The sequence below is a fragment of the Moritella sp. genome, assembly GCF_033791185.1.
Taxonomy (GTDB): Bacteria; Pseudomonadota; Gammaproteobacteria; order Enterobacterales; family Moritellaceae; genus Moritella.
On record NZ_JASJHF010000321.1, the window covers coordinates 16,618 to 32,363 of the forward strand.

The window sequence follows — 15,746 nt, forward strand, 5'->3', positions numbered from 1 at the left end:
TCCCTAAAACGCAATTCAATAACTTATAAACGAGCAAAGTCATTAAATAAGGCAAGTCCTGTTAATAGCATAATAATGACTGAACCAATCCTAAAACCGACTTCTTGGATCTTTTCAGATACAGGTCGACCCGTGATAAGTTCAAATGTGTAATACACCAGATGACCACCGTCCAATACTGGCAGTGGCATTAAATTCATTAAGCCCAAATTAACACTAATTAAGGCAAGAAAACCTAAAAAATACACCAAACCGTAATCGGCACTGGCACCCGCACTTTTGGCAATAGAAATTGGCCCACTTAAGTTATTCAGCGAAATATCGCCAGTCACTAAACGGCCAATCATCTTAAATGTTAACGTGGTGAGCTGCCAAGTGCGCTCTACAGACTGTTGTACTGAATCTAGAATACCATATTGAATATCAACAAGATAATCTTCAGGATAACTGGCAACTACAGGTGCAACACCTAAATAACCGGTTAATACCCCATCCCCACCAGTTTTACCTTTTGGCGTAACATTTAAGTCTAGCTGTTGACCATTACGCAGAATTGTTACCACTAGCATTTGGTCAGGACTGTTCTGGATCTTTGCAACTAATGCAGACCAACTTTCGATAGGCTGCTGTGCCACAGCAATAATTTTATCGCCCGCAAGTAAACCAGCATGCTCGCCAGCACTACCTTTCATGACTTCAGCTAGCTCTTGGCTAACGGCTGGGCGGTAGGGCGTTAAACCAACACTTGTTATCGGTGATTCACGCTCTGGGTCAAATTTCCATTTACGTAAATCAACTTGACGAGATACCGTGTAATTAGTGTCTTCAAGATATAACTGCACAGCCATTGTCGGCTCGCCCATGTGTTCAATTAATTTAAGGCTAACATCATTCCAATCTTGAACGTCTTGACCATCTATCGCGGTAATAATAGCTTTATTCGTCACACCAGCCTGCGCCATAACCGAATGCGGCGCAACCTCTCCAATAACCGGTTTGACACTCGGTACACCGATCATGAACATAAACCAAAATGCCACAATCGCTAACGCAAAGTTAGCCAAAGGGCCTGCAGCAACAATAGCAATTCTTGCTAATACCGGTTTACAGTTAAAAGATTGCGATTTTAATTCTTCCGGTACGTCATCAACCCGCTCATCAAGCATCTTAACGAAACCGCCCAATGGGATCATGGCTACGACATATTCGGTGCCATCTTTACCCGTGCGCATCCACAAGGTTTTACCAAAGCCGATCGAGAAACGTAATACTTTCACGCCACATCGACGCGCGACCCAAAAGTGACCAAATTCATGTATAGCAACTAAAATACCTAGGGCAATAATAAATGCACCTAGATTCCATAAAGACGATATCATTTTGCTACTCTGTTTATTGTTTGTTGGGCGTCGATTCGCGCCATTGCATCAATATCAATCAAGGCATCAATACTATTCGCTTCTGAAATAGTTAAACTGTCCAACACACTGGCATTCACCCGGGCAATATCGGTGAAACCAATTTTCCTCGTTAAGAAAGCATCTACTGCAATTTCATTCGCGGCGTTTAGCGTGGTGGTTGCCGCTTGACCTTGATAACAAGCATCAATGGCTAATTTCAAACAAGGGTAACGTGTATAATCCGGTTTCAAGAAGGTCAATTCACCCATTTCGAAAAAGTCGAGTGGTTTAACACCTGAAGGGATACGCTGGGGATACGCCATTGCATGGGCAATTGGCGTGCACATATCAGGTTCCCCCATTTGTGCTAATACTGAACCATCAGTATATTGCACCATCGAGTGGATCACAGACTGGGGATGGATAACAACTTGGATCTGCGCTTCGTCAGCATTAAATAACCACTTAGCTTCAATATACTCTAAGCCTTTGTTCATCATAGTCGCTGAATCAACCGAGATCTTCTGGCCCATTGACCAGTTAGGATGCGCGCAGGCCTGTGCAGGTGTGACAGCAGCTAAATCTGCAATCTCGCTATAACGAAATGGACCACCAGAGCCAGTTAACAAAATCTTACTGATCCCCTCTGCAACAAGGTCACAAAAACCAAGGTTGGTTTGCACAGCCATAGGCATGGCTTGGAATATGGCATTGTGTTCACTATCAATGGGCAATAATTCCGCACCACTGGCTTTCACTTCTTGCATAAATAAAGCGCCAGACATCACTAGCGCTTCTTTATTTGCTAACAGAATACGCTTACCTGCACGCACAGCCGCTAAGGTTGGCATAAGCCCTGCTGCACCAACAATCGCAGCCATCACCATATCACTCTCATCGAGCGCAGCAACCTGGCATAAAGCGTCCATCCCTGACAATACTTCAGTAGAACAATTAAGTGATTTTAGTTGTCGCGCTAACTGGCTTGCGGCAACATCATTAAGCATTACTGCATAACAAGGTTTAAATTCTAAACATTGCGCCAGCATCTCAGTGACATTACTATTCGCGGTTAAAGCCTGTATCCGAAAGCGCTCAGGATTTTGACGAACAACTGCAAGGGTACTTTTACCAATTGAGCCAGTGGCACCCAGTATCGTTAATCCAATCACAATAAAGCTCCCTTAAAAACAAACTAAATAAATAACAGCAAATACCGGTAATGCAGCCGTTAAGCTATCAATACGATCTAAAATGCCACCGTGACCAGGTAATAGCGTTCCACTGTCTTTTACACCGGCTTCACGTTTAAACATACTCTCGTTAAGATCACCTAATGTCGATGAAATTGACGTAACAAAGCAAGTGAACAGGATTATGACAAGCTTACTACTATCAAGTTCCCCTGAAGGTGAAACAGCCATCACAACTGCGGCAATTAACGCAATAATCATTGAGACTGCAACACCACCAAGAAAGCCTTCTCGTGTTTTACCTGGGCTCACTTTTGGTGCTAATTTATTTTTACCAAATTTTTTGCCGGTAAAGTAAGCACCTGAATCGGCACCCCATACTAAAAACATAACTAGCATTACTAACCATGCGCCAGACTGTTGGTCATGGGCATAATCAAAAGAACGTAATGCTAACATCGCCCAAAAAAATGGCACCAATGTAACAATACCAAAGATAACTTTCACCAAGGTATTCTTAGTCCATGCTTTGGCACTGTTTGGATACGTTAATACTAATGCAGCGCAGATTAGCCACCAAATAGCGCCGACAGTTAAAATACCACTGACTAATGGCACTAATACAATTTCACCATTACTTACATGCCAAATATTACGCACATCGGGTGGGATAACTAATAATGACGCGCCAAGAATAAGCGAGTAGCCAACGATGAGGGCATTCGGTAATTTATTATTATTCTTATCGACCAATACCGCCCACTCTTTGGTTGCTAAGATAAAAACACCTGCGATTGCAAGTGCATACCATTGCAGAGGTAGCAAAAAGATAGCGGCAAGCGCTAATGGCGCTAAAATTAACGCGGTCGTAATTCGTTGCTTAAGCAAAGTTGTACTCCTATTAAAAAGCATGCAGAAAGTTATCTAAACGCTTACTTATATGTATTTATCTCGGCTTGGTTAAAATAGCTCGGATCTGTTCACCAGTACCACCAAAACGACGTTCTCTATTTACAAAGCTAAAAATGGCATCTTCAAATGCAGTTTGGTCAAAGTCAGGCCATAAAATATCAGTAAAATATAACTCCGCATAAGCTAATTGCCACAACAAAAAGTTACTAATTCGGTGGTCGCCACCTGTTCGTATCATCAAATCAACAGCAGGCTGGTCGGCCATTGCAATATGTTGCCCAAGCATTTTATCATCAATTTGCTCTAAGCTAATTGCACCAGTTTTAACCGCAATGGCAATCTGCTTAGCCGCATTGGTAATATCAGATTGACCACCATAGTTGGCCGCGATATTGAGCGTGAATTTGGTGTTATTACATGTTAGCGCTTCAGCTTCAGCGATCTTAGCTTGAATGGCAGGACTAAATTTGGATACATCACCAATGACTTTTAGGCGAATTTGATTTTCATGCAGTTTTTTAACTTCACGAGTTAGTGCTCTCATGAATAATTTCATCAACATGCTTACTTCAGCTTCAGGTCGACGCCAGTTTTCGCTGCTAAAAGCAAATAGCGTTAATGATTCAACCCCGATAGTTAATGCACTACTCACAACTTGACGAACAGACTTAACACCTTCATGGTGGCCTTTAATGCGTATTTTGCCACGCTGCTGTGCCCAACGCCCATTACCATCCATTATGATTGCAACGTGCTTCGGTTTTGAGTCATTTACTAACGCTTCGAGTTCAGTTGAGTTTACCATTACTATCTTTATCCATTAAAAATTAAAACGCCGCGTCAAAACACGGCGTCTTAAAAGTGTAAAAAAGATTACACTTCCATTAAGTCTTTTTCTTTGTCTGCTAATACAGTATCAACTTGCTTGATAAAGACATCCGTCATTTTTTGAATCTCGTCTTGTGCACGACGATCATCATCTTCACCGATTTCTTTTTCTTTTAATAGCGCTTTAATATCACCATTTGCATCACGACGGATGTTACGAATAGCAACACGGCCTTGTTCAGCATCAGCACGTACAACTTTGATTAAGCTCTTACGACGTTCTTCAGTTAGCGCAGGTAATGGAATACGGATATTCGTACCAGCAGACTGTGGGTTAAGACCCAAATCAGACGTCATGATTGCTTTTTCTACCGCTTTCACCATAGTTGCATCAAATACAGTAATGCTTAATGTACGTGAATCTTCAGTACCAACATTACCAATTTGGTTAAGTGGCGTATTAGCACCATAGTAAGAAACTGTAATGCCGTTTAGGATACTTGGGTGTGCACGACCAGTTCTAACTTTAGATAGTTGACCTTTTAATGCGTCGATAGTTTTGCCCATACGGGTCTGAGCGTCATCTTTAATTTCGTTGATCACAACGTCTTCCTTAAATTTGTCGAGCAATGGTCACCATTGCTTTATCGAAGAGAATTTACTTACTTAGTGTAAATCAATTCAATTTAGAGGTCTTGTTATAATGCCTCTAAACTTTAAACTATTGTATTTATTTACTGAATTTGAGACTCAGTTTTATTTCTTTGCTGCATTTGAAATCAATGTGCCTTCAGCTTCACCCATAATAACACGGCGTAAAGCACCTGGCTTATTCATGTTAAATACACGCATCGGTAAATTATGGTCACGTGCAAGTGTAAATGCAGATAGGTCCATAATTTTAAGTTCTTTTTCTACAACTTCACGATATTCAAGGTTATCGTAAAATTCAGCATTTGGATTTTTAACTGGATCTTCAGAGTATACACCATCAACTTTTGTCGCTTTTAATACGATATCAGCTTCAATCTCAATACCACGTAAACATGCAGCAGAGTCAGTTGTGCAGAATGGGTTACCTGTACCAGCAGAGAAAATTACTACTCGGCCAGTTTTTAATAAGCTAATTGCTTCAGCCCAGTTGTAGCTGTCACATACGCCACGTAATTCAATTGCAGACATTAAACGAGCATTCACATAAGCACGGTGGAGTGCATCACGCATTGCTAAGCCATTCATCACAGTTGCTAACATGCCCATGTGATCGCCCACTACACGGTTCATTCCCGCTTCAGCAAGACCTGCACCACGGAATAAGTTACCGCCACCAATAACTAAACCAACTTGAACACCCAGCTCAACAATTTCTTTGATTTCTTGTGCCATGCGGTCCAGAACTTTAGGGTCAATACCAAAATTCTCGTCGCCCATCAGAGCTTCACCGCTAAGCTTTAATAAAATACGACGATATGCAGGTTTCGGGTTGGTAGTCATAATGATCTCTCTATCCTAATTGTGGAAAAACCGCAGCCTAAGCCGCGGTCTATATTAAATCTTAAGCAATAATTAAATTATGCTTTTTGTGCTGCTGCTACTGTAGCTGCAACTTCAGCTGCGAAATCATCTTCAGCTTTCTCGATACCTTCACCCACTTCGATACGGATGAACGTTTCAACGTCAGCGCCTTCTTCTTTAAGAAGTTGACCAACAGTTTTTGAAGGGTCCATGATGAAAGCTTGACCTGTAAGGCTAACTTCACCAGTGAATTTCTTCATACGGCCAACAACCATTTTCTCAGCGATTTCTTGTGGCTTGCCACTTTTAACTGCGATATCGATTTGAATTTCACGTTCTTTTTCAACAACTTCAGCTGGAACGTTTTCAGGTTTAACGAATTCTGGTTTAGCTGCTGCTACGTGCATAGCAATTTTCTTAGCTAATTCAGCGTCGCCGCCTTTAAGAGATGTAACAACACCGATAGTACCGCTGTGTACATATTCAGCTAGGTTGTCACCTTTAACTACTAGAACACGACGTACATTGATGTTTTCGCCGATTTTAGCAATCAGGTTAGCACGTGCATTTTCAACAGTTAAACCAGCTTCGAATTCCGCAGCTAGAAGTTCTTCAGCAGTAGTGAATTCGCCAGCAAGTGCAACGTTTGCAACTTGGTCAGCAAATGCTAGGAAGCTTGCATCTTTAGCAACGAAATCTGTTTCAGAGTTAACTTCAACTAGGATAGCAACACCGTTGCCAATTTTAGTTTTGATAACACCTTCAGCAGCGATACGGCCAGCTTTTTTAGCCGCTTTAATCGCGCCTGATTTACGCATGTTTTCAATTGCAAGTTCCATGTCGCCTTCAGAAGCAACAAGCGCTTTTTTACAATCCATCATGCCTGCAGCTGTACGTTCGCGCAGTTCTTTAACCATTGCAGCAGTGATTACCATGGGTAATTTCCTTAATTTTAATTTCTTTATATACAAAAAAACAGGAGCCATATGGCTCCTGTTTAACTAAATAGTGCACTTAGCTAATAAGAGCATCGATTTAATCGATTAGCCTATTACTTAGCTTCTTCGATGAAGTCGCTTTCAGCTTGTGCTGCGATGTCTTGATTACGGCCTTCGTTTACGCTTGCTGCAACAGCACCGGCGTAAAGTTTGATAGCACGGATCGCATCATCGTTACCAGGAACAACGAAATCAATGTTGTCTGGGTTTGAGTTAGTATCAACAATAGCTACTACTGGGATACCTAGGTTGTTAGCTTCTTTAATAGCGATGTGCTCATGGTCAGCATCGATGATGAAGATAACGTCAGGTAAACCGCCCATAGTTTTGATACCACCAAGGCTTTTCTCTAGTTTTTCCATTTCACGAGTGTTCATTAGAGCTTCTTTCTTAGTAAGTTGCTCGAATGTACCGTCTTGTGCTTGTGCTTCTAGAGTAGTTAGACGTTTGATTGATTGACGAACTGTTTTCCAGTTAGTCAACATACCGCCTAACCAGCGATGATCAACATAGAACTGGTCACATGAAAGTGCAGCTTCTTTAATTGTTTCGCCAGCAGCTTTTTTAGTACCAACAAAAAGAACTTTACCTTTTTTGTCTGCAACGTTCTTGATAAAACCAAGAGCTTCGTTGAACATAGGTACAGTTTGTTCTAGGTTGATGATATGTACTTTACTACGAGCGCCAAAGATGTATTGCTTCATCTTTGGGTTCCAGTAACGAGTTTGGTGACCGAAGTGAACACCTGCTTGTAGCATATCGCGCATTGATACTGTAGACATTTTAATTCCTTAAGTTTGTATGGGGTTAGGCCTCCACACATCCCATTTTTTCGACCGTTACCCCTAAATAAAAGCAAGATAAATCAAGCGATTATCAAACAGAGTAAAAGCACCCCGACAAATGTGACGATGTGTGTGTGATTTATATAAAATATGTGTGTATGAAGTTTAACAAATAACCAGTAACTGGAATTTGTTAATTCATTGCGCGCTTTATACCATATACAGATAAATAGCACAAATTTTGCGACGTATTTTTTTGCTATTAGGGCAGTCAAATAACGCTGTGCGCCCCCTTAATTCTAGCGGGTTATCAGGATATATCTTGCCATTAAATTAATTATTAACCCAGCTACCAATACCTATAAAGAGTGACTTATACCAGAGAAGCCTTGATCCACAAAAAAAATTTATGCTTCTCACTCGCATTAGCGTTACAATAAAAGTCATAAAACAAAACACCTACATATTGAAGAGTGAAAAATGAGCGTAATCATTAAAACTGAAGAGCAAATCGAAAAAATGCGCGTTGCTGGTCGTCTAGCAGCACAAGTACTAGAAATGATAGAACCGTTTGTTGTTGCCGGGGTGACCACTCAGGAGTTAAATGATCGTTGCCATGAATTCACTTTAGCAAATGGTGCGTTATCTGCACCCTTGTTCTACCCAAGCTACGATGAAAACGATGAAACCGCATTTAAAAAATCAATTTGTACATCAATCAACAGTGTTGTTTGTCACGGTGTGCCTGATGAACGTGCATTAGAAGATGGTGACATCCTTAATATGGATATCACAGTGATTAAAGATGGCTTCCACGGCGATACATCAAAGATGTTTTTCATCGGTGAAGTTTCACCACGTGATAAACAATTATGCCGCATCGCACAAGAAGCGCTATATGAAGGCTTACGCCAAGTAAAACCAGGCACAAAATTAAGCCGTATTGGCGAGATCATCGAGAAGAAAATCAAGTCTCACAACAAAGCCAATCCAACCCGTAAATACTCTATCGTAGAGGAATACTGTGGTCACGGTATTGGTCAAAAATTCCATGAAGAACCACAAGTATTACATTACAAATCACGCTTCAATGAAAGCAACCAGAATCTAGTGCTTAAAGAAGGCATGTGCTTCACTATTGAACCGATGATCAATGCAGGTAAAAAACACAACCACGTTGCCGATGATCACTGGACTGTATTAACCAAAGATAATAAGAATTCAGCGCAATGGGAACATACGCTTGTGGTCACTAAAGATGGCTGTGAAATTCTGACATTACGTGATGAAGAAACAATCCCACGAATCTTAAAAAACTAGTTCATGAATCTTAAAAATTAATAGTAGATCAAGACTCATTATTATAATTAGTTAACATGGGAACAGCGCCCTGCTGCTCCCATTTTTCTATCGAACTCCAGGAAGGCGTCGCATGGATCCAGCTCAATATGTTCCCGCATTACTCGCAGATGAAGAGTTAACTCTTAGCCATTGTAAATCACACATGCAAGACTTTCAGGCTTGGCTTGAACAACGATTTTTTGATGGTGATAATATTATTGCGTTAGTATCTTGTCGCGCAGAATACATGGATCAGTTACTTAACCGACTGTGGCAGAAATTTGGATTAGCCTCTCATTCAAAATTAGCGCTCGTTGCCGTTGGTGGTTATGGTCGTGGTGAACTACATCCTAAATCAGATATTGATTTATTAATCACCACCACATCACCGTTAACAACGGAGCAAGAACAAGCGATATCCTTATTTATCACCATGTTGTGGGATCTTCGTTTAGATGTGGGTCACAGTGTACGCACTATTAATGAATGCTTAGAGCAAGGGTTGGCGGATATCACCATCGCAACTAATTTACTCGAGTCACGCCTAATCACCGGTTCTGAAGTAACTTACGCGCAGTTACAAGACATTATTGAGCCTGATAATTTTTGGCCAAGCCAAGATTTTTTTCAAGCCAAGCATGAAGAGCAACTGGCCCGTCATCACCATTTTAAGGGTTCTGCTTATAATTTAGAACCGGATCTAAAAAGTAGCCCCGGTGGATTACGCGATTTGCAAACCATTTTGTGGATCACCCGTCGTCACTTTGGCTCTAACAGTTTTTTAGAATTAACCAATCATGGTTTTTTGACTAAAGGTGAATACCATGAACTTGAAGACTGCCAGAACTTCTTGTGGCGTGTGCGCTTTGCTCTACATCTTGGTTTAAAACGCTGTGATAACCGCTTATTATTTGATAGACAAATGACCGTCGCCGAAGCACTCGGTTATAGTGGTGACGGAAATCAAGCTGTCGAACAAATGATGAAACAGTTTTACCAAACCATTCGCCGTGTCACTGAATTAAACGAAATGCTATTACAACTGTTTAATCAAGCGATCCTTGGCCACGTGGGAATGGATGTACGTAATATAACCCCAGACTTTCAGCTTCGCGGTAGCTTAATTGATACCACCAGCACTGACCTATTTACTCGCCGCCCTAGCGCTATTATTGAGCTGTTTTACCATATCGCAGATAACGACCATATCACCGGTATTTATGCTGGCGCGATACGTGAGTTACGCGATGCCAGACGTAAATTAACCATGTGGTTAGAAGATATTCCCGAATGTCGTGAACAATTGATGCTATTACTTAAACACCCTAACGCCAGTGGTTCAGCCCTGACGTTTATGCATAAGCATGGGGTCATTGCCGCTTACATTCCGCAGTGGAGTCGTATTCTTGGCCAGATGCAGTTTGATTTATTCCACAATTATACGGTTGATGAACACACCCACCGTTTAGTCAAAATAATCGACTCTTATAAACGCGATGAAACTAAAGAAACCCACCCATTGTGCTGCGAGATATACCCGCGTTTAGAAAAGCCGGAATTATTACTCATTGCCGCTATTTTCCATGATATCGGTAAAGGTCAAAAAGGTAATCACTCCGAAATTGGCGCCATTGATGTACGTGCATTTTGTAAAAAACACGGTATTAATATAGCCGATCGTAAGCTGGTTTCGCGACTAGTAAAATATCATCTACTCATGTCGGTGACCGCACAACGTCGTGATATTCACGATCCCGAGATCATTACCGAGTTCGCACGCACCATTGGTGATCAGGAACATTTGAATTATTTATATTGCCTCACGGTAGCGGACATTTGCGCCACCAATGATAGTTTATGGAATAATTGGAAAGGGTCGCTGCTACGTGAATTGTATTTCCTCACGCAACAAGCACTACGTCGTGGTTTAGAAAACCCACTAGATGCCAAATTTAGGATCAAGAATAATAAAGATTCTGCGCTGGTCTTGTTAGAAAATAGCCGCTTTAGCCTCGCGCAGATCCAAGCCTTGTGGAGCACATTCCGTTCCGAGTACTTTTTACGTAACGATCCGAGTCAGATCTGCTGGCATACCACAGGTATTCTCAATCATGAAGACCCCACGCTGCCACTGGTACTGATCAGTCAAAATAGTAGCCGTGGTGGTAATGAGGTATTTATCTATGCCAAAGACAATAAACATTTATTCGCTGCAGCCGTATCTACATTAGGTAATAAGAACTTAAATATTCATGATGCGAAAATCACCTCAAGTCGTAATGGTTACGTACTCGATAGCTTCGTGATCCTTGATCAAACGGGTGATACCCTCGCCCCCGATCGTGTTTATGCCTTACAAGCCGCATTAGAACGAGTATTAAAAACGGGTAAAGCGCCAGTATTACGAAAGCAGCGTATTCCGCGACAAATCCAACAGTTCTCGGTGAAAACCAAAGTGACTTTTTTAGCCACCAAGAAAAAGCGTACTTTTGTCGAGATTATCACCTTAGATACGCCAGGGTTACTGGCGCGTATTAGTGCCATTTTGAGCTCAGAAAACATCGTTTTACATAATGCTAAGATCTCCACGATTGGTGAGCGGGCAGAAGATTTTTTCATTATTTCGGGTAATAATAATCAGCCGCTATCACCAGAACAGCAAACTGAATTACGCCATAATCTCATTACCGAATTGGCCGATAACTAACGACTATTGAGATAACAATCGCAACTTTTCTTTGAAACAACAAAGACAAATGTGATAGAACTAACAGTAATATTGTAATATATAAAAAAATACTCAGATCCGGGGTGATATATAATATCGCGCCTTTATTCTAAATGGAGATTTCTCAGCTATGGCAACTTTTTCACTCGCTTTCGGTAGTGCTACTAAAAATACTGCAGGTAAAATTATCGAAGCTTTTTTCCCTAATCCTCTGCTAAACCCAAGTGATAAACTGGTTGCCGATATTAGCGACATCGTTAATTATCAAGGTCAAAATGAAGTTATTGAAGTAACGTCAGTACAAGCAGCGCAACTTGCAACCGCATTCGCCGCAAACGATGATGCAGCTAATGCTAAATTTGCGACAGCAGCAGCGAACAGCGAACAGCCATTAGTGCTTGTTGTACTTGCGACTGACGAGAAACCAGCATCTGTTGCGGAAGGTTATTTAAAACTACAACTGATTTCACACCGCCAAGTTAAGCCGCACGGCACTGTACTTGACGGTATCTTTGGTCTACTGCATAACATCGCATGGACTAACCAAGGTCCTATCGACTTACCTGAACTTGCTGAGCGTCAAATCGCAGCACGTCTTGCTGGTGAAGTACTAACAGTAAGCTGTGTTGATAAATTCCCTAAAATGACAGACTACGTAGTACCAACAGGCGTACGTATCGCTCATACTGCACGTGTACGTTTAGGCGCGCACGTTGGTCAAGGCACTACTATCATGCACGAAGGTTTTGTTAACTTTAATGCTGGCACAGAAGGTGTGAGCATGGTTGAAGGTCGTATCTCAGCGGGTGTCATGATAGGTAACGGCTCTGACATCGGTGGCGGTGCATCGATCATGGGGACATTAAGTGGTGGTGGTCAGTTAGTTATCTCTATGGGTGAAAACTGCTTATTGGGCGCTAACGCTGGTTTAGGTATTCCACTGGGTAACCGTTGCACGATCGAATCAGGCTTATACATCACTGCTGGTTCTAAAGTGCAAATGCTTGATTCAAGCAACAAACCTGTTGAAGTCGTTAAAGCGCGTGACTTAGCCGGTAAAGATGACTTGTTATTCCGCCGTAATTCAATCTCAGGCACGATTGAGTGTTTAACCAATAAATCAGCGGTTGAACTAAACGCAGAGTTACATTCAAACAACTAATTTGATTAGTTTTTTGAATCATTGTTATAAATAACTAGCCTAGCATTGCTGGGCTTTTTTAGCGCTGAAAATTAGCCAATGGGTAACATGAGTGAAATAAAGGCCTATTAGGCTCATAACTTGAGTCGAATAGGCCAGCTAATCACACCATTTTCAGTGCCGGTTTCTTACCCTGCCCCGTCACGGCAGCATCTTTTTTCCACGCTGTTTACACAATAAATGTCGATACTTTGCCATTTAATTCACTTGCCTGATGATTAAGTTGCTGTGACTGCAGTAAGTTCTGGCTAGCACCTAAAACCAGCGTGTCCGACACATCTTTAATAGCGATAACATTCTGCGATATTTCCCCTGTAACTTGAGTTTGCTCTTCCGCGGCGGTGGCAATCTGGGTGGCCATATCACTAATTAATACCACCGACTTATTAATTTCTTCTAAGGCATGCGCCGCTTGATCGGCATCGGCAACTGAATGAACCGCCAATTTCGAACTACTGTCCATGAGGTTGACCGCTTTTTTTGTCGTCACCTGTAAGGTATCAATCGTGGCTTTAATTTCCTCTGTCGATGACTGAGTGCGTTGTGATAGCACCCTAACTTCATCGGCGACAACAGCAAAACCGCGACCTTGCTCCCCAGCTCGCGCGGCTTCAATCGCGGCATTCAACGCCAATAAATTGGTTTGCTCAGCAATACCCTGAATAGTTGCAAGTATCGTGGTGATATCTTGCGCATGGCGATTTAAATCACCAATCACTTTAGATGCATCAGCTACTTCAGTGGCTAAATTATTGATCGAGTTTTTGGAGTTCAATACCAGCTGTCGTCCTTGTTCAGTACTGCCTGTCGAATCCTGCGCTGCGCTAGCTGTTTGTTCAGCATGAGAAGCAATCTCTTGGGTCGCAGAAGCCATTTCAGTCACGGCCGTAGCGACCATTTCAATTTCTTGTTGTTGATGATTAAGATCACCAACCGATTGGTTAGCCTGTCGTTCCCCCTCAATGGATTCATTCGTCAAGGTTTCCGATTGTGTTCTAATATGCTGAATTAACTGCTGTTGACTGCTAACAAATAAATTAAAGCTATCGGCTAATTTGCCGACTTCATCGTTAGCATGAAGTTCAATACGTTGGGTTAAATCACCACCGCCCTGCGCGATTAACGCCAGCGCATCCGATACTCTTAACAAAGGTTGAAATAACATATTACACAGCAAATTGAATAAAAATGTACATACAATAACAACAAGGGTTGTGGCTATAACCTGGTTCCATATGGCCGAATACAAAGGCGCGACTGCGGATGCATAATTAACGACAATAACAATAAAGAGTTCGCTGCCTGTAATAGGTTCAGCGTACACAATATTTTCAATGCCATTTATCATTACCTTCTCAATTTTCGGATTAGCTAAATGCAACTTAATAGCGTTAAAATCGAGCCCTAACGAAGAGATCTGTTTATTTAATAAATTTATATCCTGATGAGCAAAAATAGTACCTTGCTGGTTACCAATAAACATATAGCCATCACCAGGTAATATCACGGCTGCCATGCTCTGTAAAATATCATTAATTTCAACATCAGCACCAATAACCACAGGCTGCCCTTGCAGCTGATGTAAATTACCTAAAGAGACCACATTTGCTCCGGTAGCCGCGGCAACGGTAGGATTGTCCATAAACACTTTGGAAGGATCTGCGTTAGCATTAATGTACCAGCCCCATTGTCTTGGATCATCATTGCCTGCCGGTAATATAACCCCATTAGCATTCTTTTGACTACCGTCAGAAAAGGCAGCGAATACATTGTCAAACCCACCCGATACTGACATTTGTTGTAAATGTTTTTCCAGTGTTTCCGAGGATATATCATTAGATAATGAACCTAAAATTACACCTTTAGAGTCAATCCAATCGGCCACGTATTTATTATACGATGCCGAAGATCCTTGCAGCCGCTCTGCGAGCTCAACATCTAAGCGCTGTAACGAAGACCAAAATGATACTGAAGCAACCAGTATTCCGCCCAATATAATGGCAAGACTAGCTGATAGTGCGAGTTTGTTTTTGAGTGACATATTTTTTAACATGAAACACCTTTTAATGGATTATGTATTATGGCCCGATCTATCTCAGAGTCGGTTATGTTGTGTTTTTCAAGGATGGTAAAATACAGAATAGAGGGAATATAGGATCCTCTGAGCAAAAAAAATGGCATCATTATTGATGCCATTTTTGTCTCAGCAGCCTCGAGTAGGCTGAATGTTTAGTTATAGCGTATTGATATATTGTTCCATATCAGTACGTAGGTTATCAGACTGAGTACCAAAGATAGCTTGGATACCAGAGCCAACCACAACCACTGCTCGTGCACCTAACGCTTTCAGTTTATCTTGGTCAACGTCATCGATAGAGTTAACGCTGATACGTAGACGTGTGATACATGCATCTAAGTTAGTGATGTTGTCTTTACCACCGAATGCAGCAACTAATTCAGCAGCCATCTGGTCTTCAGAAACAGCAACCGCTGCGGTTTCTTCATCTTCTTCACGACCCGGCGTTTTCAGGTCCAGCATGCGAATTACAGCGCTGAATACCACATAGTAAAGAATCGCATAACAAAGACCTAGTCCAACAAGAAGCAACATGTTTTCTGCGTGTGGAGATTGAACAATAAAGTCAATGAAACCATTCGAGAAAGTATGTCCGTGAATAATGCCTAAAGAGTTAGTCAATACATAAGCAAGACCAGCAAGCAGTGCATGGATAGCGTAAAGAACCGGAGCAACAAATAGGAAGGCAAACTCGATTGGTTCAGTAATACCTGTTAAGAATGATGTCAGTGCAGCTGATACCATGATACCCATTACTTTAGCGCGATT

13 protein-coding genes are annotated in these 15,746 nt (G+C 41.6%); 3 read left to right on the forward strand and 10 right to left on the reverse strand.

Features of this window, described 5'->3' with window-relative positions:
• Nucleotides 1-23: 23 nt before the first annotated feature.
• The 8 genes from rseP to rpsB form a co-directional block, all read right to left on the reverse strand.
• Nucleotides 24-1,379 carry a sigma E protease regulator RseP gene (gene rseP / locus QNK26_RS18380; protein WP_319225555.1) on the reverse strand — a complete coding sequence of 452 codons (1,356 nt, stop codon included), beginning with the start codon at nucleotides 1,377-1,379 and terminating at the stop codon, nucleotides 24-26.
• Complete coding sequence (gene ispC / locus QNK26_RS18385; protein WP_319225556.1) at nucleotides 1,376-2,572, reverse strand: 1-deoxy-D-xylulose-5-phosphate reductoisomerase; 1,197 nt, start codon at nucleotides 2,570-2,572, stop codon at nucleotides 1,376-1,378. The genes rseP and ispC overlap by 4 nt, the downstream gene beginning before the upstream one ends.
• A 12-nt stretch (nucleotides 2,573-2,584) precedes the next feature.
• On the reverse strand, nucleotides 2,585-3,481 hold the full coding sequence (locus QNK26_RS18390; RefSeq protein WP_319225558.1) for a CDP-archaeol synthase: 897 nt from the start codon (nucleotides 3,479-3,481) through the stop codon (nucleotides 2,585-2,587).
• Between the two features lie 58 nt (nucleotides 3,482-3,539).
• Entirely contained in the window at nucleotides 3,540-4,310 is a 771-nt protein-coding gene (gene uppS, locus QNK26_RS18395) for a polyprenyl diphosphate synthase (RefSeq protein ID WP_319225559.1), read from the reverse strand.
• Nucleotides 4,311-4,378: 68 nt separating this feature from the next.
• Nucleotides 4,379-4,936 carry a ribosome recycling factor gene (gene frr, locus QNK26_RS18400; RefSeq protein ID WP_319225561.1) on the reverse strand — a complete coding sequence of 186 codons (558 nt, stop codon included), beginning with the start codon at nucleotides 4,934-4,936 and terminating at the stop codon, nucleotides 4,379-4,381.
• 153 nt (nucleotides 4,937-5,089) lie between these two features.
• The gene (gene pyrH / locus QNK26_RS18405; protein WP_319225562.1) at nucleotides 5,090-5,827 is read right to left on the reverse strand and encodes a UMP kinase; all 738 of its coding nucleotides are present in this window, start codon (nucleotides 5,825-5,827) and stop codon (nucleotides 5,090-5,092) included.
• A 77-nt stretch (nucleotides 5,828-5,904) separates the two neighbouring features.
• A complete protein-coding gene (gene tsf, locus QNK26_RS18410) occupies nucleotides 5,905-6,783 on the reverse strand; it encodes a translation elongation factor Ts (protein WP_319225563.1) in 879 nt (292 codons plus the stop codon).
• Nucleotides 6,784-6,899: 116 nt separating this feature from the next.
• The gene (gene rpsB / locus QNK26_RS18415) at nucleotides 6,900-7,628 is read right to left on the reverse strand and encodes a 30S ribosomal protein S2 (protein WP_319225564.1); all 729 of its coding nucleotides are present in this window, start codon (nucleotides 7,626-7,628) and stop codon (nucleotides 6,900-6,902) included.
• 483 nt (nucleotides 7,629-8,111) lie between these two features.
• Here rpsB and map point away from each other — a divergent pair, with 483 nt between their 5' ends.
• The 3 genes from map to dapD all read left to right on the forward strand — a co-directional run bounded on the left by map (nucleotide 8,112) and on the right by dapD (nucleotide 12,862).
• Nucleotides 8,112-8,951, forward strand: coding sequence for a type I methionyl aminopeptidase (gene map, locus QNK26_RS18420; protein ID WP_319225566.1), 840 nt, complete (start codon nucleotides 8,112-8,114; stop codon nucleotides 8,949-8,951).
• Nucleotides 8,952-9,063: 112 nt separating this feature from the next.
• Nucleotides 9,064-11,679, forward strand: coding sequence for a bifunctional uridylyltransferase/uridylyl-removing protein GlnD (gene glnD, locus QNK26_RS18425; RefSeq protein ID WP_319225567.1), 2,616 nt, complete (start codon nucleotides 9,064-9,066; stop codon nucleotides 11,677-11,679).
• Nucleotides 11,680-11,830: 151 nt separating this feature from the next.
• Nucleotides 11,831-12,862, forward strand: coding sequence for a 2,3,4,5-tetrahydropyridine-2,6-dicarboxylate N-succinyltransferase (dapD, locus tag QNK26_RS18430; RefSeq protein ID WP_319225569.1), 1,032 nt, complete (start codon nucleotides 11,831-11,833; stop codon nucleotides 12,860-12,862).
• Nucleotides 12,863-13,070: 208 nt separating this feature from the next.
• Here dapD and QNK26_RS18435 read toward each other — a convergent pair whose 3' ends face one another.
• Nucleotides 13,071-14,954: a methyl-accepting chemotaxis protein gene (locus tag QNK26_RS18435; protein WP_319225570.1), complete on the reverse strand. Its 1,884-nt coding sequence runs from the start codon at nucleotides 14,952-14,954 to the stop codon at nucleotides 13,071-13,073.
• Between the two features lie 180 nt (nucleotides 14,955-15,134).
• Nucleotides 15,135-15,746: glucose PTS transporter subunit EIIB (locus QNK26_RS18440; RefSeq protein WP_319225572.1), on the reverse strand; the 612-nt coding region annotated here is incomplete at its 5' end.

Coding starts and splice junctions, on each gene's coding strand:
- uppS (WP_319225559.1), bottom strand. CDS start 4,310: ATGGTAAACTCAACTGAACTCGAAGCGTTAGTAAATGACTCAAAACCG.
- rpsB (WP_319225564.1), bottom strand. CDS start 7,628: ATGTCTACAGTATCAATGCGCGATATGCTACAAGCAGGTGTTCACTTC.
- dapD (WP_319225569.1), top strand. CDS start 11,831: ATGGCAACTTTTTCACTCGCTTTCGGTAGTGCTACTAAAAATACTGCA.
- rseP (WP_319225555.1), bottom strand. CDS start 1,379: ATGATATCGTCTTTATGGAATCTAGGTGCATTTATTATTGCCCTAGGT.
- pyrH (WP_319225562.1), bottom strand. CDS start 5,827: ATGACTACCAACCCGAAACCTGCATATCGTCGTATTTTATTAAAGCTT.
- tsf (WP_319225563.1), bottom strand. CDS start 6,783: ATGGTAATCACTGCTGCAATGGTTAAAGAACTGCGCGAACGTACAGCT.
- glnD (WP_319225567.1), top strand. CDS start 9,064: ATGGATCCAGCTCAATATGTTCCCGCATTACTCGCAGATGAAGAGTTA.
- QNK26_RS18435 (WP_319225570.1), bottom strand. CDS start 14,954: ATGTTAAAAAATATGTCACTCAAAAACAAACTCGCACTATCAGCTAGT.
- map (WP_319225566.1), top strand. CDS start 8,112: ATGAGCGTAATCATTAAAACTGAAGAGCAAATCGAAAAAATGCGCGTT.